The following is a 23901-nucleotide window of genomic DNA, read 5'->3' as shown; positions in this document are numbered from 1 at the left end:
AGAGTACGAAGCTTGAACCGTTTAAGAAGTGAAACTGGCATGGCCTTATATAAAAAAGCCGTGCCAGTTTTTTTGATTTTATTTATCAGACTTTCTAGTAAAAAAGAGAACAACGTACCTATCTCTCCGCCCCGCCCGAGGTTGAAACTTTTGAAAAGGTAGACACGACCAATTTAGTAAACATAGGAAGGATCTAAAATGAAAAAGGTACTATTTCTAATGAGTTGTCTGTTGCTAGTTAATCTATTAATAGTAGGTTGTGCTTCTTCTAAGGATCCTGAATCAGCTGATGTAGGTTATGTTATGGATAAGAGGGGCTCAAGAATTCTGGTAGTTGATCCAAATGCAAAGGATGTCAATAATAATGGCAGGGAAGATTATTACGACGCCTTCTGGGGGGAAGGGGAGGTTAAGGGTGTTTCTATCGGTGACCGAGTACAAGTGTGGATAGAAGATGATGTAATGCTATCCTATCCTGCACAGGCTAAAATCAGTGAAATTGAAATCATATCGAGGGAAGAGCCAAAAGGAGCTACTCTTTCGGAGTCAGAGGCATTAAGAAAAGCCTTAAGCAAAACAGAAGATAAAATGAATGTTGTAGACTCCATCACTTATATAAAAGAACAAAACGAGTGGGTCGTAAAGCTACGAAACCTATTGAGGGCAGAGGATTCTGTATTTAAGATAAGCGTGGTAGATAAATAAAATAAAGAGGGGGGTTCAGGAGAAGGGTATAGTCCCCTCTGTCCTTGGAACCGCCCCCGGCGCTTGTCAAAATAAGATATGTAATGGTAACTTAATTAACCTGAGTTCATGCTGTCCCTTACACGTTGAGGAATCATAACCACTTCTGTCTTCAAGTCTTTTGGCTTAAAGGTTTCATCTATACATTCATCCCAAAACTCCAAATGCCTCTGATCTATCCAATGTTCCGACTGGTCAACTTCCTGGCCGTCTTTCCCCTGGACTGAATACCAATATAGGAACTCTTCGCCATTCAGATGCTCTCTAAAAATGGTTTCAACGTACATTTTTTCTCCTTCTAATGTAACGAGCACATCTTTCATGTTGTCATTCAAAAACTTCAACCATTCATCAACTCGCTCTGACTTGCCCTCTTTCACTCTAAATCTCGTTAGTTCAACAGTCATCATATTTTGTCCTCCTTTCTGAGGTTCACTATACCCTTCAAATTTTAACAGAAAATGAAAATAATGAAATATAGGTTGTCTACTTTCCCTCTAGCGCGTAGTTGTAATGGTGTAACTTTTGAAAGAATCTATTCGACGAATGGATTAAACAAAGGAGGTGCAAGAATGAGAAAGGGATTATGCGTAATGGGCTTCTTGTTCCTTATGAATCTATTAATCGCTGGTTGTACTTCCTCTGATGAATCTGTAAACCAAAACATGGGGAAACCGTCTTATACAGGCTATGTAATGGATAAAGACGACTCAAGAATACTAGTAGTTAATCCAGACGCAAAAGACGCCAATAACGATGGGAGTAAAGATTATCACGAAGCACTCTGGGGCTCTGGTGATGTTGAAGGAGTTTCAATCGGCGAACGAGTCAATGTTTGGGTGGAAGGTAGTGTAATGGAATCTTATCCTGGACAGGGTAAGATCGGTAAAGTTGAAATCATTTCTGAGGAGAAACCAGAAGGAGCTACTCTATCGAAATCAGAAGCGTTAATAAAAGCGTTAAGCAAATCGGGAGAAGACGTAAAAGTGGTGGTAGCCATCGAATTTTTAGAGGAAAAAAACATGTGGAGCGTTAAGCTGCAAGATAGAGATGAGGTACTTGAAGTAAGTATTGAAGATCCATAAAGCAAGGTGAGAGAGTCTTTTGGGAAAATGCCACCCTTACTTCAAGTTTCCGCAGTTCCATATTTCTCGACATGAAACCGCTTTTACTGTACCATATTTTGCAAGGTGCGAATGAATAAAAGGGGAGTGGATTTAATAATATCCTTCTCCCTTTGTGCTATTTGGTATGGGCGAAATAAAAACAAAAGGGGACATTCACGTTGATTTTAAATGAACATTATACTCTATCAAATGGAATGGAGATTCCTAAACTAGGTCTTGGGACTTGGAAGATTGATGATAGCGATGTGGCACAGACAGTAAGAGAGGCTATAAAAGTTGGGTATCGTCACATTGATACAGCGCAGGCTTATGAAAATGAGAGAGGAGTCGGGGAAGGAATCCTTACCTCTAGCGTGAAAAGAGATGAACTATTTATCACATCAAAGGTCGCTGCTGAAATAAAGTCATACGATGAGGCTGTTGCATCCATCGATCAGTCATTAGAGAAGCTGGGGCTTGAATTCATTGATCTTATGCTCATTCACTGCCCGCAACCGTGGAATGAGTTCGGTAGTGATAATCGGTACTTTGAAGAAAACCGTGAAGTATGGAGAGCGCTTGAAGAAGCATACGAAGCTGGGAAACTTCGTGCGATTGGCGTATCTAACTTTCAACAAGTCGATCTTGAGAACATTCTAAGTGTGTGCAATGTTAAGCCAATGGCCAATCAAATCCTAGCGAATATCACCCATACTCCATTGGACTTGATTCAATATACGCAAGAGAAAGGCATTCTTGTTGAGGCATATTCCCCTCTTGCCCACGGGGACTTACTACAAAACGAAAAGGTTGCAGAGATCGCAGATAAATACGGTGTTTCCGTAGCTCAATTAAGTGTCCGGTTTGATTTGCAGCTTGGACTTCTTCCACTACCTAAAACCGTCACTCCTAAGCATTTAAGGACGAATACTGAGGTCAATTTCATGATTAGTGAAGAGGATATGAACTACTTGAAGAAAATGTAGCTCCTTAAAATGAAAAGGAGCACAAGCCGACCCGCTGTAATTCCACTTTATTTTTGAGGTCTTCTATATCTAGTAAAAAAGGAATGTCCCTCCCATCATTCTCATAGACTTAGAGAAGAGGAGGGAGGTGGTCTTAATGCTTGGATGGAGTGTATTCATTGCAGCCATTGCGTTTGTTGTTCTCGTCACCTATTTGATATTAACATTACGAAAAGTCATGGCAACACTGGCTGAAACAGAAGAAACGCTGTCTGATGTGCGAAAATCCGTAAACGGCATTACGGAGGAGGCAGAAGAACTGATTCATGAAGCTAACCAAATTTCGGTGGATGTAAAAGGAAAAATGGAAGCCGTCGATCCTCTGATCGAATCCGCTCACGATGTGGGGGATATGATCCATGAGGTAACAAGCTCAATGAAAAGGACTGCTTTGGACAAGAACGAAAGGAAAACGGTTCGGACACAGGAAAGCCAGCCAGTGCAAATTAAATTAAAGTGAGAAGGAAGAGGCTGGGGAACCGGTCTCTTTTTTCGGAGAGCTTCTATGAAGATCTTTTCGGTTGAGTTTAAATATTGGAAACACAAGGGGGAAACAATATAAATGTAACCAAGGGAGGTTTCTCCCGCGCTTTGCCCCTAGTACTTTTTCACCAATATTTAACTGAGAACTATCATATATATGAAATATATTTTAAGGTATAATATAGAAATACGGGTAATTAATACCTAAAATTGCTCAAATGGTTATACCTGAATAATCAACAATATATAAACATATAAACAAAATTCTTATTTTTTAATAGTAGTTACATCAACAGGAGGGTACATATGAGTAATACATCAAGCATTAGTGAAGTGAAAACCCCAAGACAATTAGGGGTTTCTAACAAAGAAATAAATGTAGGTAAAATTAAGGGAATAAATATAAAAAAATTCCGAAATATGAATCAAAAATACCTCGAATTATCAGATAGAATAACAGTAGTATCTGGTCATAACGGGACAATGAAATCGACGTTAATTGGCTTATTTGTTCAACCCTTCAACTCTGATTCCACCGATCTTTATGGCAATCCACTAAAGACAAATTTCAGTAACATTTTTAAGTTATCACCTACATATGACAAGGAAAAGTATGAATATGATATCTTAATAGAGGATGACGAGGGGTTAGATATAAAAATCCCCATTTATACAAAACCGCGAAGCAAAGATAATCCTAAAATCCGAATTGTAACAGGTGGCAACACTAGTAATGATGGAAACCTCTTATATGATACAAACTATCTTAACTTAAATAGGTTATTTTCCATACATACTTCTGATGCAACTCCAACTAGAGTCTATATCAGTGATTGGGAAAAGAAGTTTGTTTCTGACTTTTATAAATCCATATTACTAAAAGGTTCTTACAATAATATGGAAACTGTGTACGATAATAAACAAATTAAGCAAACCTTTGGGCCAACTAAAGGAAACTATGATTATGAAGCAATATCTTCAGGTGAGGATAATTTAGGTAGGATAGCTCATAGCCTGATATCTTTCATGAGATTGAAAGAATTAAATAAAAATCAAAGAAGTTTTAATGGCATAATGTGTATTGATGAAATTGAAGCAAGCTTACACCCGGTAGCACAAATCAATCTCTTTAATTTTCTTTATAAATGGGCTAAAAGATACAAAGTGCAGATATTGGTGAACACTCATTCGCTATCATTAATTAAGCATGCGATCGAAGAACAGGAAAAACAGAAGGAAGTTAATACATATTACCTTTCAACACTTTATTCAGACGAGATAGAAGTAATAGAAAAACCTTTGTATGAGAAAATTTACAAGGAGCTTACTTTTGATTTTAACGTTAATTCAAACATTGCACCTAAAATAGATATACTCTGTGAAGATAAGTTAGCAAAAAAATTTATGAGATTTATGATTTCAAAACAGCACATTATAAAACGTATAAACTTCATAGAACATGATGAAGGAGAAGGGTTGCCTTTTAACTTTTTAGTTAAATTATGCAACAGTGCTAGTTCCTTTCTAACTAACACAATTGTGGTTTTTGATGCTGATGTTTCTGATAAGTCGATAGATAAAATAAAAAATCAAGACCAAGTTATGAGACTGCCTGATGAATCACTTGAGTTACCTATTGAAAAATTATTTATTAAGTTCTTATTTGATAGTAATAAGGATGACAGCATCTTTACGAGTACTTTAAGAAAACCCAAGGATCTATTCATAAAAACACTAATTGATCAAAATATAAAATTAGAAACATCAGATGATTTAAAGAATACAGATTCTAAAAAGGTGAAAAAATGGTTTGAAAATAACCCAGAAATAGTAAATAAACTATTTAATAAATTCTCAAAAAGTGTAAATGGGAGAGAGCGGTTTGTTAATGAATTAATCACTAAGATGAACAAGATAAATGCAATACATGGGTATCCGCCCATTGTTAAATAATTCCATGCGAGCTTTGTTAATTCTAATGTTACTAAATAGACTTGGAGGAACTTTATTATGGACTTTTCAACATGGGAAACCCGTAAACTGCCCTTAGATAAGATTTTCTTGGATCCTGATAATCCCAGAGTTTTTGTTGATAACCCTACTCAAAAAAAATTAAGAAATTATTTAGTCGAATACTTCGATATAATAGATTTAGCACGTTCAATAGACGAAAATAGAGACCTATATCCAACTGAGAAAATAGTGGTGGTAATTGAGGATGGTAAATATATTGTAGTAGAGGGAAATAGGAGAATAGCTGCTTGCCAGGTTCTTAAAAAACCAGAAATTTTAAAAGAGAACCATTCGTATCAGTTGTCTCCTCAAACAACGACTCAAATGAACGTTAGCAATATAGAAGTTGTAATAGCTCCCTCAAGAGATGAAGCAGAGCCCTTTATAACTTCCAAGCACACGGAACGCTCTGTAAAGTCGTGGTCGAGGTTATCACAAGTGCGGAGAGTACTAGTTCGATATAATCGAGGGCAATCAATTTCAAGTATAGCTGCTATACTGAATACTTCTGAATATCAGATTAGTAGATCTTTAAAGTTTCATTCTTTTATGCAGTATGCATGGGACGAAATTGAATGGAATGAAAAGGAAAAAGATATAATAGTGAACCCATTAATTAAGGCTACTAAACTGGATAGATTCTTACCATTCTCTGATAAAGCTAAAGAATTACTAGAGATTAGGTTTGAGAACTATCAATTTAAATATGCCGCACCAAAAGAATTTGTAGATATGATTTTAAAAGATATATTTCGTCAAATATTCGTTTATGAAACTATAAATACTAGAACTCAATTAGACCAAGTATTTACAGACACAATGTTTAAAAAGAAAGAAGAGCATTTAGAAGGGAAAGAAGATAGCATTCCAGTAAATCAAGAAACAACTGTTACGCAATCTAATGCACAAACCAAAAAAAGTGTATCAACAAATAATATTGATGAAATAGAAGACAAAGAACATGATAAATCTCAAACGACTCAAAATAAGAAAGAAAAAGATGTAAAATTTCCTGCTACAAAAAGAAATGAACTAAGAGGTGAAAATAGCAACTCAGTCAAACCACCAAAGCCGGTAGAAAGGAAACACTTATACAAGGGAATTATTTATCAAGGAAGTTCTTCAGGAATATCTAGAGCTTTATATGAATTGGAACAAATTAACTATAAAAAACACACCTTAAGTGCTACATTTTTAGTAAGAACTTTAATAGAATGTTCTTTACAAGTATATTTAAGATCCATCGGTAGGGAAAATGAAGTTATGAATAAAGGGAAAGATCCCAGCTTAACCGGACTTTTAAAATTTTATGATCAGGAAAACATTTTACGTGGGACACACAATAGACTACAAGGAATTATTGAGAATTTCTCTAGTCAAAATTGGGCAGACACTTTAAATTCTATATCTCATGCAAAGTATTCTGAGCCTGATCCTAACTTGCTAAAGTTAATTGAATCTCAAACTTTTAATCTAATAAAGTGGCTATTGGAGCAAAGTGAGGTAAAAAATTAGTTAATGGCCAACTCATTAAAAATATGATAAGCTTTTTAATGAAAAGGGGACATTTAAATGCCTATTACTGATTCACCTCTCAGGTATCCTGGTGGTAAAACTCAAATGAACAAATTTATATTAGATTTGTTTGAATACAATAATATTAATAAAAACACAACTTATGTGGAGCCATTCGCTGGTGGTGCAGGTTTAGCTCTTTATTTACTTTTCAACAACTACGTATCAAAAATTTGCATAAACGATTTTGATGAAAAAATTTACTGTATGTGGTATTCAATACTTTATAAAACAGAAGAATTTGTAGATTTAATAATTAACACACCAATAACTGTTGATAGTTGGCATTATTTTAGAAGTATTTATAACGACCCTAGTAAACATTCAGTTTTAAGGGTAGGTTTTGCTACATTCTATTTAAATAGAACAAATAGATCAGGGATAATAACTGGCGGCCCCATAGGTGGATTTGATCAAAATGCCAAGGATAAAATAAATTGTCGCTTTAATAAAAAAGATTTAATAAGAAAAATCAATAGAATCAGTTATTGGAAAGATTCCATTAATATATTTAATGAAGATGCGGAGGACTTTATATCTAATAATATTCTGAATATGGATCCGCATGATACTTTTATATTCTTCGACCCTCCTTATTATAAACAAGGTAAAAATCTTTATGCTAACTTTTATAATCATAGTGATCATCTATCTTTAAGCGAGAGTATTGCAGGACTTATAAATTATAAATGGATTACTACTTACGATAATCAAAGACACATAATGCAAATGTATAATGGGGTGCCTCTAACAAGATACTTCATTAGATATTCTGCCAATAAAGTAAGAAAAGAAGAGGAACTTCTAATTCATAGCCCAAAAATAAAGCTACCCATCTCAGAAAATATTATTTATTCAGGAGAATATGTAAAATCAGTTTATATAAAGAGATAGTTTGCGTATTTTAGAACTACATGGACTTGGTTATATATGAAATAAAAGATCTGGTCAAACGAATCAAAGAAATCTCAAAGATTATACGATAATCTTACCTAATTTCCTCCTATAGGGAGCCTATCTGAAAGTTCAGATAGGCTCCCTTTTCGGGAAGGGTGATGATGGTTCTTCCTTTTTAGGAAAATAAATAAGTACCAGATTAGGCCTGGCGATTTTTATTTAGTTCACTGCTCGTTTTAAAGTATAAATAATTCTCTGTTGCCATTCCGTTTAACGGTTACTTCAAAGTCAGTGCTCTCTGTAACTTTTCCGTTTGTCGAATTGCTCTTAGTAATGTTTTGATTTTTTTCCTTTTCTAATTAAACTTGCTGGATTCCTTTCAAAGCCTATAAAGAAGGAAGAGGTGCAGCCTTCCCAGGTGAGATAGCGGATAAGCTCGCTGTGATGATAGAAGTTGACGAGCAGCTTTATCGACCAAAGCAGGTTGGTAAGGCAATTGGGGTTCGAAAGAAATAAGATGGAGAGGCAAGTCTTTATGGGCTTGTCTTTTTTTGTGGGAAGGAGGGGTATGTACCTTCCCCCATTATTCTTCCGTATAGTAGGTAGGTATATATTTATTGCTTTTATGAATTAAACAACGAAGCACTGATCAGCTTCCGTATTTCTGGGACAAGGCACCTGTCCTTATTTCCGTGCGGAAAAATTATAGGGATGCTATGCTTCAATTGACCTTGGTAGTGTTCGTACTTGTTTTGTTAACTATTCTTAAAGAACAAAAGAAATGGAAACAGGTTTAAATGGAGAGGCGAGGGCGGTTCTTTTGCTGATTCTGTAAGAGGGAAATACGGAAGCTACATGGCATGATATGGTTATAAATGGTAAACTAATTGTGAAGAAACTCTGGTCTATACTTAGGAGGAAAATATGGTCTGGTTAGTTGGGATCTTAAGCCTTCTCGCCTTTGGAGCGGTTATTGATTTCATAGCTAAAAAGAATAGCATCAATGGTGATGAAGAGGATGGAATTAAAAATGGTAGTTTTTCAGAGGATATTTATGCCCAAAGTGCAATTCATCATATGAACGATGGAAATGACACAAACAGCTAATGTTTCCTTACATAATAAAGTCATTATTTTTCTAATTTATATAAAAGGAACAGAATGGGTTAAATGATGGAGGTGGCAAATGTGTCTAAAGAAGTTACGTTTATGTTAGTCATACTATCTATGGTTATATGGATGACAGTGTCTAAAGAGGCTGCAAAACCTTCAATAGAAATAAAGCGTTGGAAAATGGTAACATTACTCATTGCTGGCTCTTTATCTACATTCGTTATAACATTTACGCTTCTTCAAAGCCTTTCATTCCCATTGCGTTAACGAGTGTGATTGTTGAAAAAGAATAGTCGTTTATTACTTGGCAGAGAGATCTATGTTTTTTTTGAGAGGGGGATTCTATGAAAAGTGAGAAAAAGAGTCTCTATTTCTATATGAGCGTTGGATATTTAGGACTTCTCCTAGTTGGATTAGCAGCTATGAGGTTTATAGCAGTTTTTCACGATTCCACAGGGCAAGCTTATGCATTATTTGGTTTCTTACTAGTGGTGATTTACATAAGGTTTGTAGAGAAAAAGTTAGGCATAAGTAATAAAGAATTCATTCTAGGTAAAGTTATCTTAATCGTTGTTTTTTCTATACTCACATTTTGGTTATATTTTTAAATTGGAAAAGTGACTTTTCGGGCCAAGGTACCTGATCCTATTTCCGAGGTGAAGTAAACTCAATGTTATGGAGGTGATAAAAAGGATGAAAGATAGACCCTTGCTGCTAGTGGTATTATTTTTTGTTTTAGGTTCTGCAATGGTAAGTAGTATGAATTCGCTTAGCTACACGTTTAAGTCGATTTATTATGGTGTCGCTATGACCGTTTTTATTGTTTTAGGGTTAGTTAGTTTGTATAACTATTTCACGAAAACTAAACCCTAATTCCTTACACTTCTGATCGGTGAACGATTGTCCATTAATAATAACCGCTTCTTGTGCGTGCCGATGGAGTAGGGTTTTGCAGAAGTACAACGTGGATAATCATATGTCGAAAATAAAAGTTTCTAACCCAATAATATATGACGAAGAGGTCTGGGGTTTAGATCGATTGGAATTTGAAGTGGAAAAGGGAAATTAGAAAATGGAGCTTATCAGAAAAATATATTGCAACCTTCATCATTTTACTGAGGTGTTTAAATGGAGATTATATTAATAAGACACGGGGAATCTGAAGCTGACTTATTAAACGTTCATGAAGGGCGAGCTGATTTTTCCTTAACAGAACTGGGGCACAAACAAGCTCAAACTATGGCTGAAAGAGTTAGTTTAGATTTTCCTCCTGAAGTAATATGGACAAGCACTCTAAAGAGGGCAAAGGAAACAACATCTTGCCTAATCGATCGTCTTAATAGTGAGATAAACTATGAAGCTGATTTGATGGAACATAATAATGGAGTATTTGCGGGCGTTCCTTTTGAAGAAGCAGCTAAACTTTCTATGCCGAAGGAGCCTCATGATAGGTTCCCAGAAGGAGAATCTTTCATTGAATTTAGAATGAGAATAGAAAGGATATTTTCTAAAATAGTCACTTCCTCAACCCAACACAAACGAATTGCCATAGTGGCTCACGGTGGAGTCATCAACAATATACTTCAGGCTTTTTTGAAGAATCCAGTAAATCAAGACTTTTGGTTTAAAACGGATGACACAGGAATACATTTAGTTGAAATGAAAGAAGATGAGAGAGTGATCCATTTTCTAAATGACACTTCTCACTTAAGTTCAATTAAGAAGTGAGCGATGAGAAGTTGAAATTATTAAAAATACTACTGCCTTTGTTTGCAGTTTTACTTGTGGCTTGTCAGAACGTGGAGTATTATACATTTGATAACAAAGAAGAAGCTGAACAAAAAATTGGTGAATTCAAAACGCCCGTTATGCCTAGGGGATATACTATTAACAAAATAACGTATAAAAATGATGGTTTTACCCACCCCATAACAAAAGTTTTCTATGAAAGGGGGAGTCATAGCATCTCGTTTATGATTGCGTCATCAAGGTTTGATCAGGATCCATCAAAGAAGATTAAAATCGATGGAATGACTGACACGGTGTGGATCACAAAAGATAAAGAATACATATTGAAGTGGAGAAAGACAAACAAACAAAGTTATAAGTACCTATTTACCAAAAATATAGATGATAAGGAATGGTTCGTTTCAGTAGCGAAAAATTTTTAACCGACCAGATTAGGTCTTATAATAGCAGCACCACCTGGGAGGGTTCATAACCTGTACTCTATTGTTTTCACATACAAACAGCCATGAGGTCCATACCTCATAGCCGTCAAATGGACAAGGTACCCGTTCCTTTGCCCCCTTTTTTTCTTATATGTATGTCTTATAATTAAGCGGTCATATTAGACTTCCCGGTCTTCTGGCGATAAACCCCTACGATCATTGTCCAAAGATGATAGACTCCAATTCCTATACCCGCTCCTACCGTATTTAGAATGATGTCATCAATGTCTGTGCTTCTTCCCATTCCTAAAGAAAATACAGTTGAAATCATGTTTTGTAAGAACTGGATTACTTCAATTCCTGCTGAACAAAGAAAAGCATATAGGATCACTCGTTTATAGCTCGCTGTCCACTGAAAATAAAGCATAGAAAAAGCGAGTGGAGCAAGCATGATCAGATTCCCTGAAATTTGAAACGCTGCATTAGGATTATTGCGTAACACCTCAAGAATTCCGTTAAAGGGAAGAAGATTCAAAGAGTTGAAGACATAGTCGAAATTTTCTGGTGTATAATGGATGTTCGAGAAATACCACTCGAACTCAACCGTTTGATGGTACAAAACGCAAAAGTATAAGACGAATGCAATCCCTACGATCCAGTCGAGTACATGATGGAAGCGTGTCTGCTTCAATAGAAGACCCAATAAAATGATGATCATTACGAGATTTACTAGACTTTGCCCAAACAAACTACCATTAGACTGGAAGTAAAATAGAACACCTTGTCCATAAAGAAAGATGGGAACGGCTAACAATAAGTACTTTTTCACAACATCACCCTCTTCATCATAATTCGTTTTTGGTAAGAGTCCTTCTTCATATTCGAACGCTCTTAAAACAATATTTCCATATTAAACCATTAAAAGAAGGTTTTCAATGGCTCTTCGTGTGAAAGAAAGCCGTTTCTTATAGAGTCTCATGACGAACACGTTTAAGTTGAAGGGGCGAATAAGAGTTTGTAAATTAGTTGTGTGGGAAGAAGGATACATAAAGGAGCTAACTATGAAACTAGTATTTGATTTAGACGGCACGATTATATTTAAAGGGGAACCTCTTTCAAAGAAGATTGCATCAGCGATCGCAGAGTTACAACATAAGGGTTTTGACGTGATCTTCGCTTCAGCACGCCCTGTTCGTGATATGCTTCCGGTTCTCGATGAACAATTCCATAACGGCACGTTAATTGGTGGGAATGGATCCATGGTCTATAGGGAAGGGGAGCTCGTTTCTGAAACATCATTTCAGACTGAAAGTATAGATGCGTTACACGAGCTGATCGATACTTATCAAGCTACTTATCTAATCGACAGTGAATGGGATTATGCTTACACCGGCCCTGCTGATCATCCTATTTTAAACAATCTCGATCCCAATCAGTTGGCATCACGTGTGCCTGTTGGCGATTTACCTACTATTGTGAAAGTCCTGATTTTAACGGCTTCTCACATGGATGAGTTAACAGAAAAAGTCGAGAGCCTTGATGTAGTGATCCATCGCCATCATAAGGAAGATCTTATCGATATTAATCCTAAAGGCATTCATAAATGGTCGGCACTGCAGCAGATCGGCGTGAAGGAAGGAGAATATATCGCATTCGGGAATGACGCGAATGATATAACCATGTTTGAACACGCTGCACACGCCATTCAAATTGGGGAACTTGAGTCACTCACTCCTTTTTCGGACGAAACGATCGCTTCAGGGGAAGATCAGGAAGAGGTCATTATAAACAAGCTAAGAAATCTTGAACATATTACTGTCTAACATGATATGCGGCGTATTTTTTGTGGGAAAAGATCTTAAACACTGGGGGCATGAGGTATACATTCTCATGTCTTTTTTGTGTTCACTATTTTCCGGATCGCTGAGGAAAGCAAGTAGTTTCCAGGCCCTCCTTTCACTCAGGCTAAAGCATAGGAAACACGCTTTATAAAAAAGGACATGAAGCATCAGCTGCCTCATGTCCGTTTCGTTTATGGAATTAATGAGCGGTATATCCACCGTCAACCAGAAGGCTTGAACCAACTACAAAGGATGCATCATCACTTGCAAGGAAGGTTACGGCTTTCGCAATCTCAGACGGTTCACCAAGACGGCCGATAGGGTGGCGACTCGTCAGGCGCTCACGAGCTGTTTCATCTGCTTCTTTCATAATGGCCGTATCTACGTATCCAGGGCACACCGAATTGACGCGGATGTTTTTCTGTGCATATGTAATCGCTAGCGTACGCGTCATATTCACGACACCGCCTTTTGCTGCTGGATAAGAAGTCATATTCGGTTGACCCACATGACCAAGAGCAGAAGCGTTGTTAATGATCGAACCACCTGCTTCTTGTGTGAGCATTTGCTCGATTGCGTATTTATTTGAAAGGAAAACTCCGTTTAAATTCACGTCAATGAGCTTTTTCCATGCGTCATAAGTTAATTCGTGAGCAGGTGTGACATCGCCAATTCCTGCGTTCGCAAATAGTACATCAAGAGAACCGTATGTATGTACCGACTGATTGACAACATTCTTAATATCCTCTTCACTCGTAACATCTGTTTTAACAAACAGCGTCTCATATCCTTGATCTCTTAATTCTTGTGCGAATGCTTCCCCGTTTTCATTCACATCAGCAATAACTACTTTAGCACCTTGCTCGCAAAAGTCTCTTACCGTTGCTTCCCCGATTCCTGTTACGCCACCTGTGACAATAGCTACTTTGTTTTCTAGTTTCATAGTTTCTCTCCTCTCTATCTTTCATATTCCATTTTACGCTTCTTTTGTCGAAAAGTCTCATAATTTGTTTAAATTTGTAATAATAATATGATAAAAATGGAATATGTGGGTCATAGGGACAGGTCCATTGTCCCGTTTATTATGGATGGGTAACTAGTTGCGAGGTGAAGAGTGGAGGGAGGCGACGCAGAATTGGTGGGACAGTGTACCTGTCCCCAAGTTCACTAGTGCTTCTTTTACTTAATGACTAAAATCATATTATTTCCTTGATCACAACCCGATAACACGTATTCCGTTCTTTCTTCGCTCTTAGCTACCTTAATTGATTCGCAAGTTGCTTCGTTTACGTTCCCAGGACCATATGAATCTCTTCTAGTGTCTTTTATGGAGTGGATTACTTCCCCGTCATACTTAAGGTCATGAAGCATGGGATCTCCTTCCGTTGTGTATGTTACCACTCTGATTTCATCTTCCTTGCCTTCATTTACACTCTCTAAAAAGGCATAGAACGTATCTACGTTTGTAATGTCTCCATGCATGTTGATGATATCTTCTGGTGATTGAACATATTCAGGAACGTTGGTTTCGTTTGTGTCTTCAGGTCCTTCATAGCCTTGCTGGTTTTCGTTTGATTGACATCCTGAAAGCATCAATAGGAATGTACCAATGAGCACAAATGTCTTCTTGTTCATCCCGATTCCCCCATCAAAAATGTTTAGTAGATTATACCATTTATAACCAATGAAAATGTATCTGTATAGATAGAAAACGAAGGACATGTGTTTTAAATTTTAATAGGATATATAATCTCCTTCTTCTGTGATAAATTGTAAAAAGTTGATTTAATTTCTGAAATATAGTAATCTGACGTAATATTTATCTAGAAAAAGAAGGGGGATGAGTATGCGTCAGGATGTAGCTGTAAAGAAAATCGTGGAGAGTCTTAAGGGAGAAACATGTGTACAAAGTTTATTCTTAAAAGGATCAATGGGAAGAAATGAACATGATGAGCATTCAGATATAGATTTATATTGTCTCGTTGATGAGGAAGAAGAGGCTTCTTTTTTAACGAGAAGAGTCGATCATTTGAAAGCTTATAAAGAACTATTTTTTTATGAAGACATTTTTATTATCGCTCCTCAGGTCCTAGGGGTCTATGAAGATGGTATTCATATTGATTTGTTTACAGTAACCAATAAGACAATACAAGAGAAAGATTATTTTAGAGTTCTTTACGATCGTGATGGGGTGATGGATAATTATGTTTCTACTCAAAACTTAACGTTACCAATAGAAGAAGGAAGAGACAATGCAGATGATGTTGTGTGGTTCTTGTTTCAGTATACGAAGGCGAAAGCACGAGGGAATGACATTTGGGCGACAGAAATGCTAAGACATTGTGTACGTTATTTGGGGAATCTGCTTCTTTATCGATATGCGAAAGACCGTTCCCTGTTAGGAATAAAGGCGGTACAAAGTGATTTACCTCCAGAACAAAAGAACCAACTGCTAGAAATCTATGAGCATATAACTCCATCTTCCCATCAGGAAGCTGTAAAGAACATTATACGATTAATCGATGAAGAATTTGAATGGCACGCATCGCAATTTGAAGTGCCTTCACAAACCAAGAAATTGTTAGAGCTAGTGAAAGATCGGATCTAGAGCGCTCTATGGGGAGGTATAAGATCTTAAGGTTGGGAGGGGTAGAGTGAAGAGAAGCATTAAATATATCCTTAAATTGATCGCACTTTTATCATTTATTCTTACAATAAGTGCTTGTAGCTGGAGTGAAGATAAGGACATTATTTACATCCGACATCATTTAGAAGATTATAATGCTCATACAGAACCTTTTGAAAAAGGGGTATCAGTTACTTTATCAACAAAGGAAATCCTGGAAGGTATTGAAGAACCAAAACTTTTAGAAAATATATATGATACTGTTCTTTATCTTGTGAAAACTGAAAAAAGGGAAGATCATTATATCATTCAATTTGGATTAGATAGTGAATTAAAATCAAAAGGAACTATGCTTAGTCTGTTCCGGTTGAACTATAATCAGTCGTATTCAAGAGAAATAGAATATGAGGCATTCAATGAAAAAGGCGAAACTGCATCGATTGGGCATGGTGGTGGTGACGGTGAAGCACCGTACCTTCAATCTTATCATTTTAATATAAGTGAGGCTCAATTGTTAAGAGGGGAAGAATGGACGTTTAAAATTAGTGGCCTTTACCTTTTAATCTACTCTGTAAAGTAAAAAAACAGAACCTTCACCGCTCTTGGGAAAGATTACATAAGTAAGGTGGGTTTTTATGAATGTTATCTGGTTATTGATAGCAATCCTCGTTTTGTTGGTTTCATTAACTCGGCTTACTCGGACTGAAAATAACAAACCTCATTCAGTCTTCGAAGATATTAAGACAAATGTTCGTTTACTTCTATATGGGATCCCTATACTTGTAATGTTAGCTTATATCCCTTACCAGGTCTGGGTCATAACCGGAAAATCCAATGGTTGGGGTGTAGCTTATGTCATGGGCGGGACGGCTTTTATCACAATCGTAATCAGTTTAGTTTTCTATTATAGAATAAAGTTAAGATTCAACTAACGTCTCATAAGGAAACTCACAACGCTTGGATCTGATCCAGGCGTTTTTCTCTTTCTTTCATCTATAAATGTTATTCTTATCCTCTGTAGCATAAGGAGGAGTCGTCAGAAGTATTTTGTTCTGGGATTCGTTGTTGAATAATCTACCCGCTCATATACAAACTACTAGTCATTACCGCTTTTATAATGAATGGCATTTATGAAGATGGAAAGGGAGTATTCCATGAAAAAAATAGTTCTATTCCTTATTAGTTTGTTTGTATTATTACAGCTGCCGTTATCCCCGGCCCATGCTATGAATAACCCCAGGAACATCTATGAGGTCAAGTCAGGTGATGCGTTGTGGAAAATCGCTGCTACTTATGAAACGACTGTATCCGATTTAAAGCGGATCAATGGGTTACAATCTAATCTGATATTGGTCGGTCAGAAGTTAAGGGTACCGATTGACTATGAGGTGAAGCCTGGCGATACTTTGTGGGTCTTGTCTCAAACGTTTAATTCAACCGTATCGTCTATTAAAGAAGTCAATGGACTCGAGACCAATATGCTCTACGTGGGGCAAACGCTAAAAATCCCTCCAAAGAAGCTCAGAATGGACGGGCAATTCGTTTTGATGACGAGAGAGGAATTCCGGGATTGGGTTCTTAACCATCAATTCAGCCGATACGTAAAAACCGTTCAACAGCACCATACTTATCAGCCTAACTACCAAAGTTTCAATGGCTCAAACCATTTTGCTTTGCTGAAAGGGATGAAGGATTATCACATGAACGGGATGAACTGGAGTGATATTAGTCAGCAGTTAACGACGTTCCCTGATGGTACTGTAGCTGTTGGTCGTTCTTTTAATACTCCTCCTGAAGGTTCGTTTGGTTTGCAAAATGAAGCGGCGATGAAAAGGATCGAACAGAATGCTTTAGCAATCGAGAATGTGGGGAGTTTTGACAAGGGTGATAATGAAATGACTGCGGAACAAAGAGAAACACTTATTACCGTCACAGCCCTACTTATGTTGAAGTACGGCCTAACTCCATCTGTAGACAGTATTACGTATCATCATTGGTGGGATATCAATACAGGCGAACGTGTTCTAGATCACGGGGAAGGCCATGCGGTTAAATCGTGTCCAGGTACGGGATTCTTTGGTGGAAATTCTACATCAGATGCCGAGCGTAACTTTTACCCCCTTGTTGTAGAGAAGATGAAGGAAATCCAAGCGAGTTTCCCGGGATGGAGGGACAGGTACGTCGTCCCAGTTCTAGAAGGTGTATAAAAAATTTCAGGCCGAGGGGGAACTGTCCCCCTTGGCCTGGTTAACGAATAGGCTTACGCCTCATCCACTGCGTAGCAATCCACTTTTCGCCCTTTACAACAGGGTTGCCACTATGAAGCGTCTTGTTGTTTAGCTCTTCATCTTGATAAAAGTATTCAAAATAAACAGCCATCCCTTTTTTAGGCGTGACGGATAAACCGAGCTCTGGAAATAAGGTTTCTCCACCTTCTTCGACATCATTCAAATATAATACAAGCGTTGAAATGCGGTTGTTATCGGATTGTTTGAAGAAATCGTGATGCGCTTTATATTCTTGTCCAGGTTGGTAGTGTAGGATTTGGAGGCCATCTGCGTGTTGGGTAGGGATATTCATTATGGTAGAGAGTCGTGTTTCCATACGTTCTACAAGTGAATTCTCGTTTTCTTCAAAGAACATGCCACTGCTTGTTCTCATATCATTCGTTTCTCGTGATTGTCCAATTTTAGAACGACGTAATCGATCTTGGCTTAACGCCATTAATCCATCACATTCCTCGTCACTAGCGACGTTATCAATAACAACCACAAGCGGTTCATCGTATCTGGAAATGATGGGCATTACACGGTCATTCGCCACAATGCGGTTGCCTGTATGCGGGAAAATCGTTTGTTCTCTTTCTGTACGAATCGTCATGTAGCATTCCCCTTTTATAAAAAAATTCTCTATATATGGACTATATCACACAAAAAGGAAAATAAATCAATTATTTACCACGTTATCTGAAATCGTATACATTTATTTCGAGTTATGCCCTCTTGTTTACAATGAAAAGAATCCCTGCCCTTTGTTAGGGAGGGATTCTTTGAGGTGAAAATGATACTTGCTAAGCCATCTATCATTGAAATACTAAACTATTTCGCTTTAAGAAACGGCCATCAAACGTGATCGGTACCCCGACCCCATCTCGTTCTGCGTGTATGTGCAGGTGAGGTTCTGTTGTGTTTCCGGTATTCCCAACAAGTCCAAGCAGTTCACCTGTTTTTACGGTCTGGCCTTCTGTCACTTGTACCGATCCTGGCTTCATATGAGCTAGGAGTACATCTGCACTCTGACAACGTAGCGTAATGTGGTTTCCTTTTGCTTCTTCAACCTTGTCAGGGCTTTCAAGTGGGGGAATATCTTCGTATTGGTCGACCGCTTGGATGACCTCCCCAGAACATGGGCTGTAAAGGAAGGCATTGTAGATTTCAAACGCTTCCAATTCAGATGGAGTTAGTCCATTCGCTCGCAGCCCCGCACCATTCAATTCGAGAATATCGATCGCATACTGCTGGGGTTTGTGTTCATTATGGTAATTAATGATTGTAGTTGCACCACCTTGCCCCGTTGCATAAACACCGTCTTTGAGCGGGAATGCCAAATCAATAGCCTCGTCATTCGAGGGAGAGTAGCCTATAACTCCGCTCACGGCCATAAAAGTGAAGAAAATCATCACCGCAAAGCTGAGCAAGTTCGAGAACATCCCACTTCGTTCTCCTTTTGGTCGCTTTAAAGGCAATGGCTTCAACCTTTTAATAGCTATAAATAGGACAGGCAGGAACAAAAGCACCCATAAGAACCGGATGTAATGTGAATACACGTGCCAAGGAATGACAACAAAGAGATACGCAAAAAAGCTAAATGTAAGCCCGATTTCAAGCGCTCCAAGTAGACGGCTCTTCAGCTCACCTTTCCATAGCCTGATAAGTAAAGCAATCGGTAGTATGTAATACACTAATGCATATAACCAAATCGACATGTAATCCTCCTCATAATAATTATTCCAAATTACGTATATTTTCCCTTTTGTTCTTTCTACGCATTAGCGAAAAAAACGTTTCATCTTTTCCTTTTTTATTCAGTCTCTTCTAGTTATAAAGCTGAATAATACCGACTCCGATAGAGGAGAATAAGCCTTATCTAATAGCTCTGTTTGTGTTTAGTGTTGTATTGCGCTTCCCTCTCCTCCCCATTCGGTAAAGGGGGGAATGGAAATCGCGAGACTCCTCCAAGAGAGAGCTAGACGAGATCCCACAGAGAGCGGAGCGAACGAGGAAGCTCGACAGCTCGCCTGCGGAAAGCGAGTGATTTCCAGGCCCACCTTAAGTCTTATTATGGCTGACGGAAACGCCTCTCCACTTATTGCAGGGCGCTATTATGGAACAAAATCAACGCTAAACACGAACAAAGCTTATTTAATAAAGGAATTTACTGTGCTTCTGAAAGGAGTCGTTCGCAACATGCTTCAAAAATTAAATCCCGTATTTAAAATATCAGCTGCTGTTATGATCCTTTTATCTCTTGTTGGGATCCTGGTGCCTGACTGGCTGGAAACGGTGACCTCAAATGTGCAATCATTCATTGCCAATCGCTTAGGGTGGTATTATTTAATAGTTGTAACCTTATTCACGATCGTGGCTTTAGTGTTCTTAATTACACCACTTGGGAAAATACGTCTTGGTAAGCAAGATGAAAAACCTGAATTCACAAGGCCAACTTGGGTAGCGATGCTCTTTAGTGCAGGGATGGGAATCGGTCTTGTTTTCTGGGGAACAGCTGAGCCGATCAGTCATTATGCAGTCAATTCACCGACGGGGGAAGTCGGTACAGATCAAGCCATCAAAGATGCGATGCGATTTACTTACTTCCACTGGGGTATTCATGCTTGGGCCATTTATGGCATTGTCGCATTAGTATTAGCTTACTTTAGTTTCAGAAGAGGAACACCTGGCTTAATTAGTGCTACGTTACAACCGATTATTGGCGATAAGGCAAATGGAAATACAGGACGATTGATCGACATCTTTTCTGTGATCGCGACGGTAATTGGGGTAGCTACTACACTTGGGTTCGGAGCTGTACAAATCAATGGAGGGCTGTCTTACCTTTTTGGAATCCCAAGTACCTTCTGGGTGCAATTGATCATTATTGCGATTGTAACCGTTTTGTTTATGATTTCAGCATGGTCAGGGCTGGGGAAAGGGATCAAATATTTAAGTAATGCTAACATGATTTTAGCAGCCATACTATTCCTGATGATGTTTATACTAGGTCCTACGCTTTTCCAATTGAATCTGTTTACGAATTCATTAGGTGCCTACATTCAGAATTTGCCTCAAATGAGCTTCCGTATTGCGCCACTTGATGAAGAGATTAGAGGGTGGATCAATTCGTGGACAATCTTTTACTGGGCGTGGTGGATTGCCTGGTCGCCATTTGTAGGGATTTTCATAGCACGCGTATCGAGAGGGCGAAGTATTCGTGAGTTTGTTTTCTTTGTTCTTTTGCTTCCTTCTCTGATTGGGTTCTTATGGTTTGCCACATTTGGCGGTACAGCGATTTCTCTTGAACATAACGGAGTGGCGGTCATTTCAGAGCTCGCTACAGAGAAGTCATTATTCGGAGTATTTGCGAATTACCCATTAAGTATGGTGGCATCCATTGTAGCCATTCTTTTAATTAGTACATTCTTTATCACATCAGCGGACTCTGGAACTTTTGTTTTAGGACTGATGACAACAGGCGGGAAAGGCGATCCGAGCCAGTTTGTCAAATTAACATGGGGTGTTTTATTATCTGTTACGGCTCTAGCGCTTCTATATACAGGAGGGCTTCAAGCCTTGCAAAACACGATGATTATTGCGGCGTTACCGTTCTCGATCATTATGTTGTTGATGTCGTTTAGTTTTGTGAAGACGGTTTATCTAGAAGGCAAAGAGCTAGGAATTGGGAAGATTGATACTCCTGGAAAAGGGAAGAATCAGAAGCGGGAATAGACTTACGTTTGCTAAAGCTAATACAACCTTCATCTGGTTGTATTAGCTTTTTTACTTTATTTTTTCGTGTAGGTTCTAGGGCAAAAGAGGAAAAAAGACGCTCTTTATTGAAATAGGAATTTAAGGGACCTGGCTACTTAAGCCAGCAAAACCATGAGGAGGATTCCTATGAACATCGATTCTTTTATCTATACTACATATATCTTATCCAATAAGGAAAAAGTGTGGGAAGCGTTAACGAAAGCGGAGCATACAAAGCAATATTTCTTCGGATGCGAAGTACAGTCTGACTGGCAAGAAGGCTCATCCATATCCTACTTCAGAGGGAATGGGGAGCTTGATGTTGAGGGCGAAATTTTAACAGCTGTACCTTATGAGAAGCTTTCTTTTACATGGAAACATGTTGATGATCAAGAAAGAGAGAAGCCCCTCGTTGTAACATTTAAAATGAAGGATTTCGGTGAAGCGGTGAAAATAACGCTTCTTCATGAAAACCTTTTAAACACGGATTTAAGCGATGAGGAAGACACGTTTTATGGGTTGAATAACGGATGGCCTGCGATTTTAAGTAACATGAAGACGTATTTGGAGACGGGGAGAACGTTGTCTCCTATGGATTTATAAAAGCGAGTATGGCACATAAATCCTTAGGATGAGGATTGAAACTTTTTTGGATCTCTCGTTTATTGTAAAGTGTACTGTAATCATCGTTCTGTATGGCGATAGACTAAACTAACGAGTTGGGTGATGACACGATGGCTTTACGAGACCTTGCTTATACACACAACGATTTCCCCTATCTGGTGTTCTATCCAGGTGGAAAGAAGAACAAGGGAGTTCGATCGATTCCAAACAAAGTTCGAAAAGAATCCCTATCCCGTATTCACACGATTGTAGAAAGACTAGTGAGGGGGCGCACTTCTGAAGAGGTCGCTGCTTTGCAACAATTTTTACAATTGGAGGGGCAGAGTTTATTGCCTGTTCTTTTAGATAAAGAAGGGGAGCTCTATCATAGTGGCTTAGTGAAGCCTGAACTGTTTCTGTATAGGGTATTCGATAGTGAGCACGGCATTCCCATTCATAAGGAATACTTATTTGAGACAAAGATATCAATGATGTCGAATGAGCAGTTAGAAAAGCAGCTCCAGTCCTTGATTCAACAATACATGTATTGTGCTTCTATACATCAGACCTCACGTGTTGAGTGGATTCGTGCATTAGAGAAGCGTTTTGAACACCATCCTCTTGTGCAATTTGCCCACACCAAAAGGGAGGAGCTTCAGGCTGTGGAGAGGATGAATCGCTCTAATCTATTATCTCAGCTAAAGTACCCCGAAGATCTTTCTTATTGGCGCCACCGGGTCGAGATTGTGATGAGGCCATTTCGATCGATTCCCACAGATTGGCTTTGGTCAGAAGGAGACGCATGTGAGCACGATAAAGAGATGTATGTGTATTCAGGGCAAGAAGAGCTTGAACTGCACTGTGAGATATGTGATTATAGCGTGTTCTTGAAAGATGATGCTTTACGTCTGGAAGAGGAATTTGACATTGAGAAAGCGAAGAAACGCATTCACACGATTGAACGTCATTTTAACGAAATAACGGAGAAAAACGAAGGCGTCCTGGATAAAATTAAACGCCTTGATGCCATTCAACAAAGGTCCTCTCACTATGAGCAGGAATGGAAAGAGATTCAACATCTGCTTGGCAAGATTCAAGCTTTACCTAAGCATAAAGGGGATCAACCAACAAGTAAGTGGATTGATTTGTTTCAAGCCATAGAGGCAATGCACCTGCCTAAAGTCGAACACCCGTCACCACTTGTTTGGCTTTCCTATGTGGAACTCCCAAATGTCTCAATGCTGAAGCGGGTTGAAGAATGGGAAGGACTACTTAATCAAGACGTTTCAAGTGAGCTCAATCACCTTAAAATGGAGTTAGCATCCTACGTTGAGGGAAATGCGATGACACCAGAAGAAGAATTTACGAAAGTTAACAAACAGCCCTTCTACTGGGGTGAAGTTGAACAAGTGCTTCAATTCGTTCATGATTACAGCGGCGTTTATCCGGCTCATACGATTACCCAGGTTTTAATCGGGAAAGCAACGAATAAAATCCGCACTGAACAGTTGGACAAGGCCATTCAGTTCGGTGCGATGGAAGATTGGCAGGAGAAGGACGCGATGAAGGCACTGAAATCATTAGAAAAACAAGGCTTTCTAAAAAAATTACAAAAAGGATTCGCCCTGACCGACCAAGCCGTTCCTTATATTCAAGAAACCTTATGAATAAAAATATACAA

General features: G+C 38.3%; 26 protein-coding genes. 20 read left to right on the top strand and 6 right to left on the bottom strand.

The window, feature by feature from the left end; genetic code table 11:
- Positions 1-198 precede the first annotated feature (198 nt).
- Entirely contained in the window at positions 199-705 is a 507-nt protein-coding gene (locus tag N780_RS06490; RefSeq protein WP_036781551.1) for a YobA family protein, read from the top strand.
- Between the two features lie 95 nt (positions 706-800).
- On the opposite strand, the gene N780_RS06485 is transcribed toward N780_RS06490, so the two are convergent.
- Positions 801-1151, bottom strand: a complete 351-nt coding sequence (locus N780_RS06485; RefSeq protein WP_036781701.1) for a DUF6176 family protein — start codon at positions 1149-1151, stop codon at positions 801-803.
- A 165-nt stretch (positions 1152-1316) separates the two neighbouring features.
- On the opposite strand from N780_RS06485, the gene N780_RS06480 reads away from it, so the two are divergent.
- The 11 genes from N780_RS06480 (at position 1317) to N780_RS06430 (ending at position 11127) form a co-directional block, all read left to right on the top strand.
- Complete coding sequence (locus N780_RS06480) at positions 1317-1829, top strand: YobA family protein (protein WP_036781550.1); 513 nt, start codon at positions 1317-1319, stop codon at positions 1827-1829.
- 200 nt (positions 1830-2029) lie between these two features.
- The gene (locus tag N780_RS06475; RefSeq protein WP_052114919.1) at positions 2030-2836 is read left to right on the top strand and encodes an aldo/keto reductase; all 807 of its coding nucleotides are present in this window, start codon (positions 2030-2032) and stop codon (positions 2834-2836) included.
- A 136-nt stretch (positions 2837-2972) separates the two neighbouring features.
- Complete coding sequence (locus N780_RS06470) at positions 2973-3335, top strand: DUF948 domain-containing protein (protein WP_052114918.1); 363 nt, start codon at positions 2973-2975, stop codon at positions 3333-3335.
- Between the two features lie 329 nt (positions 3336-3664).
- Positions 3665-5311: an AAA family ATPase gene (locus N780_RS06465; protein ID WP_036781547.1), complete on the top strand. Its 1647-nt coding sequence runs from the start codon at positions 3665-3667 to the stop codon at positions 5309-5311.
- 57 nt (positions 5312-5368) lie between these two features.
- On the top strand, positions 5369-6886 hold the full coding sequence (locus N780_RS06460; protein ID WP_036781546.1) for a ParB N-terminal domain-containing protein: 1518 nt from the start codon (positions 5369-5371) through the stop codon (positions 6884-6886).
- A gap of 57 nt (positions 6887-6943) precedes the next feature.
- Positions 6944-7840 (top strand): DNA adenine methylase, encoded by an 897-nt coding sequence (locus N780_RS06455; protein ID WP_036781544.1) that lies wholly within the window; start codon positions 6944-6946, stop codon positions 7838-7840.
- Between the two features lie 927 nt (positions 7841-8767).
- The gene (locus N780_RS06450) at positions 8768-8950 is read left to right on the top strand and encodes a hypothetical protein (RefSeq protein WP_036781542.1); all 183 of its coding nucleotides are present in this window, start codon (positions 8768-8770) and stop codon (positions 8948-8950) included.
- A gap of 81 nt (positions 8951-9031) precedes the next feature.
- Positions 9032-9223, top strand: coding sequence for a hypothetical protein (locus N780_RS06445; RefSeq protein ID WP_036781540.1), 192 nt, complete (start codon positions 9032-9034; stop codon positions 9221-9223).
- Between the two features lie 77 nt (positions 9224-9300).
- Positions 9301-9564 carry a hypothetical protein gene (locus tag N780_RS06440; RefSeq protein WP_036781537.1) on the top strand — a complete coding sequence of 88 codons (264 nt, stop codon included), beginning with the start codon at positions 9301-9303 and terminating at the stop codon, positions 9562-9564.
- 520 nt (positions 9565-10084) lie between these two features.
- Complete coding sequence (locus tag N780_RS06435; protein ID WP_036781536.1) at positions 10085-10684, top strand: histidine phosphatase family protein; 600 nt, start codon at positions 10085-10087, stop codon at positions 10682-10684.
- Positions 10685-10695: 11 nt separating this feature from the next.
- Positions 10696-11127, top strand: a complete 432-nt coding sequence (locus tag N780_RS06430; protein ID WP_036781534.1) for a hypothetical protein — start codon at positions 10696-10698, stop codon at positions 11125-11127.
- A 166-nt stretch (positions 11128-11293) separates the two neighbouring features.
- On the opposite strand, the gene N780_RS19170 is transcribed toward N780_RS06430, so the two are convergent.
- A complete protein-coding gene (locus N780_RS19170; RefSeq protein WP_052114916.1) occupies positions 11294-11956 on the bottom strand; it encodes a VanZ family protein in 663 nt (220 codons plus the stop codon).
- Between the two features lie 232 nt (positions 11957-12188).
- On the opposite strand from N780_RS19170, the gene N780_RS06420 reads away from it, so the two are divergent.
- Positions 12189-12950: an HAD-IIB family hydrolase gene (locus N780_RS06420; protein ID WP_036781531.1), complete on the top strand. Its 762-nt coding sequence runs from the start codon at positions 12189-12191 to the stop codon at positions 12948-12950.
- A gap of 217 nt (positions 12951-13167) precedes the next feature.
- On the opposite strand, the gene N780_RS06415 is transcribed toward N780_RS06420, so the two are convergent.
- Both N780_RS06415 and N780_RS06410 read right to left on the bottom strand, forming a co-directional pair.
- Positions 13168-13911: an SDR family NAD(P)-dependent oxidoreductase gene (locus N780_RS06415; protein ID WP_036781529.1), complete on the bottom strand. Its 744-nt coding sequence runs from the start codon at positions 13909-13911 to the stop codon at positions 13168-13170.
- 236 nt (positions 13912-14147) lie between these two features.
- Complete coding sequence (locus N780_RS06410) at positions 14148-14603, bottom strand: DUF4362 domain-containing protein (protein WP_052114915.1); 456 nt, start codon at positions 14601-14603, stop codon at positions 14148-14150.
- A gap of 211 nt (positions 14604-14814) precedes the next feature.
- Here N780_RS06410 and N780_RS06405 point away from each other — a divergent pair, with 211 nt between their 5' ends.
- The 4 genes from N780_RS06405 to N780_RS06390 all read left to right on the top strand — a co-directional run bounded on the left by N780_RS06405 (position 14815) and on the right by N780_RS06390 (position 17801).
- On the top strand, positions 14815-15576 hold the full coding sequence (locus N780_RS06405) for a nucleotidyltransferase domain-containing protein (RefSeq protein ID WP_036781527.1): 762 nt from the start codon (positions 14815-14817) through the stop codon (positions 15574-15576).
- Between the two features lie 46 nt (positions 15577-15622).
- On the top strand, positions 15623-16174 hold the full coding sequence (locus N780_RS06400; RefSeq protein WP_036781524.1) for a hypothetical protein: 552 nt from the start codon (positions 15623-15625) through the stop codon (positions 16172-16174).
- Positions 16175-16229: 55 nt separating this feature from the next.
- Positions 16230-16526: a hypothetical protein gene (locus N780_RS06395; RefSeq protein ID WP_036781522.1), complete on the top strand. Its 297-nt coding sequence runs from the start codon at positions 16230-16232 to the stop codon at positions 16524-16526.
- 222 nt (positions 16527-16748) lie between these two features.
- A complete protein-coding gene (locus N780_RS06390; RefSeq protein ID WP_084599383.1) occupies positions 16749-17801 on the top strand; it encodes a peptidoglycan recognition protein family protein in 1053 nt (350 codons plus the stop codon).
- Positions 17802-17841: 40 nt separating this feature from the next.
- On the opposite strand, the gene N780_RS06385 is transcribed toward N780_RS06390, so the two are convergent.
- Together N780_RS06385 and N780_RS06380 are read right to left on the bottom strand one after the other, a co-directional pair.
- Positions 17842-18474 carry a 2OG-Fe(II) oxygenase gene (locus N780_RS06385; protein ID WP_036781519.1) on the bottom strand — a complete coding sequence of 211 codons (633 nt, stop codon included), beginning with the start codon at positions 18472-18474 and terminating at the stop codon, positions 17842-17844.
- A gap of 202 nt (positions 18475-18676) precedes the next feature.
- Positions 18677-19579: a M23 family metallopeptidase gene (locus N780_RS06380; RefSeq protein WP_036781517.1), complete on the bottom strand. Its 903-nt coding sequence runs from the start codon at positions 19577-19579 to the stop codon at positions 18677-18679.
- A gap of 481 nt (positions 19580-20060) precedes the next feature.
- On the opposite strand from N780_RS06380, the gene N780_RS06375 reads away from it, so the two are divergent.
- The 3 genes from N780_RS06375 to N780_RS06365 all read left to right on the top strand — a co-directional run bounded on the left by N780_RS06375 (position 20061) and on the right by N780_RS06365 (position 23887).
- Entirely contained in the window at positions 20061-21596 is a 1536-nt protein-coding gene (locus tag N780_RS06375; RefSeq protein ID WP_036781688.1) for a glycine betaine uptake BCCT transporter, read from the top strand.
- 168 nt (positions 21597-21764) lie between these two features.
- Positions 21765-22220, top strand: a complete 456-nt coding sequence (locus tag N780_RS06370) for an SRPBCC family protein (RefSeq protein ID WP_036781514.1) — start codon at positions 21765-21767, stop codon at positions 22218-22220.
- Positions 22221-22351: 131 nt separating this feature from the next.
- Positions 22352-23887, top strand: coding sequence for an RQC-minor-2 family DNA-binding protein (locus N780_RS06365; RefSeq protein WP_036781513.1), 1536 nt, complete (start codon positions 22352-22354; stop codon positions 23885-23887).
- Positions 23888-23901 lie beyond the last annotated feature (14 nt).

This window comes from Pontibacillus chungwhensis BH030062, assembly GCF_000770675.1.
In the GTDB taxonomy this organism is placed as follows: domain Bacteria; phylum Bacillota; class Bacilli; order Bacillales; family BH030062; genus Pontibacillus; species Pontibacillus chungwhensis.
The sequence above is the reverse complement of the archived record's forward strand: the minus strand, read 5'-3'. Positions and strand labels throughout refer to the sequence as shown.

Bases quoted from the DNA above. Each gene is read 5' to 3' on its own strand.
- N780_RS06465 (WP_036781547.1), top strand. From the start codon at position 3,665: ATGAGTAATACATCAAGCATTAGTGAAGTGAAAACCCCAAGACAATTA.
- N780_RS06370 (WP_036781514.1), top strand. From the start codon at position 21,765: ATGAACATCGATTCTTTTATCTATACTACATATATCTTATCCAATAAG.
- N780_RS06365 (WP_036781513.1), top strand. From the start codon at position 22,352: ATGGCTTTACGAGACCTTGCTTATACACACAACGATTTCCCCTATCTG.
- N780_RS06395 (WP_036781522.1), top strand. From the start codon at position 16,230: ATGAATGTTATCTGGTTATTGATAGCAATCCTCGTTTTGTTGGTTTCA.
- N780_RS06415 (WP_036781529.1), bottom strand. From the start codon at position 13,911: ATGAAACTAGAAAACAAAGTAGCTATTGTCACAGGTGGCGTAACAGGA.
- N780_RS06470 (WP_052114918.1), top strand. From the start codon at position 2,973: ATGCTTGGATGGAGTGTATTCATTGCAGCCATTGCGTTTGTTGTTCTC.
- N780_RS06380 (WP_036781517.1), bottom strand. From the start codon at position 19,579: ATGTCGATTTGGTTATATGCATTAGTGTATTACATACTACCGATTGCT.
- N780_RS06405 (WP_036781527.1), top strand. From the start codon at position 14,815: ATGCGTCAGGATGTAGCTGTAAAGAAAATCGTGGAGAGTCTTAAGGGA.
- N780_RS06490 (WP_036781551.1), top strand. From the start codon at position 199: ATGAAAAAGGTACTATTTCTAATGAGTTGTCTGTTGCTAGTTAATCTA.
- N780_RS06375 (WP_036781688.1), top strand. From the start codon at position 20,061: ATGCTTCAAAAATTAAATCCCGTATTTAAAATATCAGCTGCTGTTATG.
- N780_RS06480 (WP_036781550.1), top strand. From the start codon at position 1,317: ATGAGAAAGGGATTATGCGTAATGGGCTTCTTGTTCCTTATGAATCTA.
- N780_RS06390 (WP_084599383.1), top strand. From the start codon at position 16,749: ATGAAAAAAATAGTTCTATTCCTTATTAGTTTGTTTGTATTATTACAG.
- N780_RS06420 (WP_036781531.1), top strand. From the start codon at position 12,189: ATGAAACTAGTATTTGATTTAGACGGCACGATTATATTTAAAGGGGAA.
- N780_RS06455 (WP_036781544.1), top strand. From the start codon at position 6,944: ATGCCTATTACTGATTCACCTCTCAGGTATCCTGGTGGTAAAACTCAA.
- N780_RS06460 (WP_036781546.1), top strand. From the start codon at position 5,369: ATGGACTTTTCAACATGGGAAACCCGTAAACTGCCCTTAGATAAGATT.
- N780_RS06450 (WP_036781542.1), top strand. From the start codon at position 8,768: ATGGTCTGGTTAGTTGGGATCTTAAGCCTTCTCGCCTTTGGAGCGGTT.
- N780_RS06485 (WP_036781701.1), bottom strand. From the start codon at position 1,151: ATGACTGTTGAACTAACGAGATTTAGAGTGAAAGAGGGCAAGTCAGAG.
- N780_RS06385 (WP_036781519.1), bottom strand. From the start codon at position 18,474: ATGACGATTCGTACAGAAAGAGAACAAACGATTTTCCCGCATACAGGC.
- N780_RS06440 (WP_036781537.1), top strand. From the start codon at position 9,301: ATGAAAAGTGAGAAAAAGAGTCTCTATTTCTATATGAGCGTTGGATAT.
- N780_RS06410 (WP_052114915.1), bottom strand. From the start codon at position 14,603: ATGAACAAGAAGACATTTGTGCTCATTGGTACATTCCTATTGATGCTT.
- N780_RS06435 (WP_036781536.1), top strand. From the start codon at position 10,085: ATGGAGATTATATTAATAAGACACGGGGAATCTGAAGCTGACTTATTA.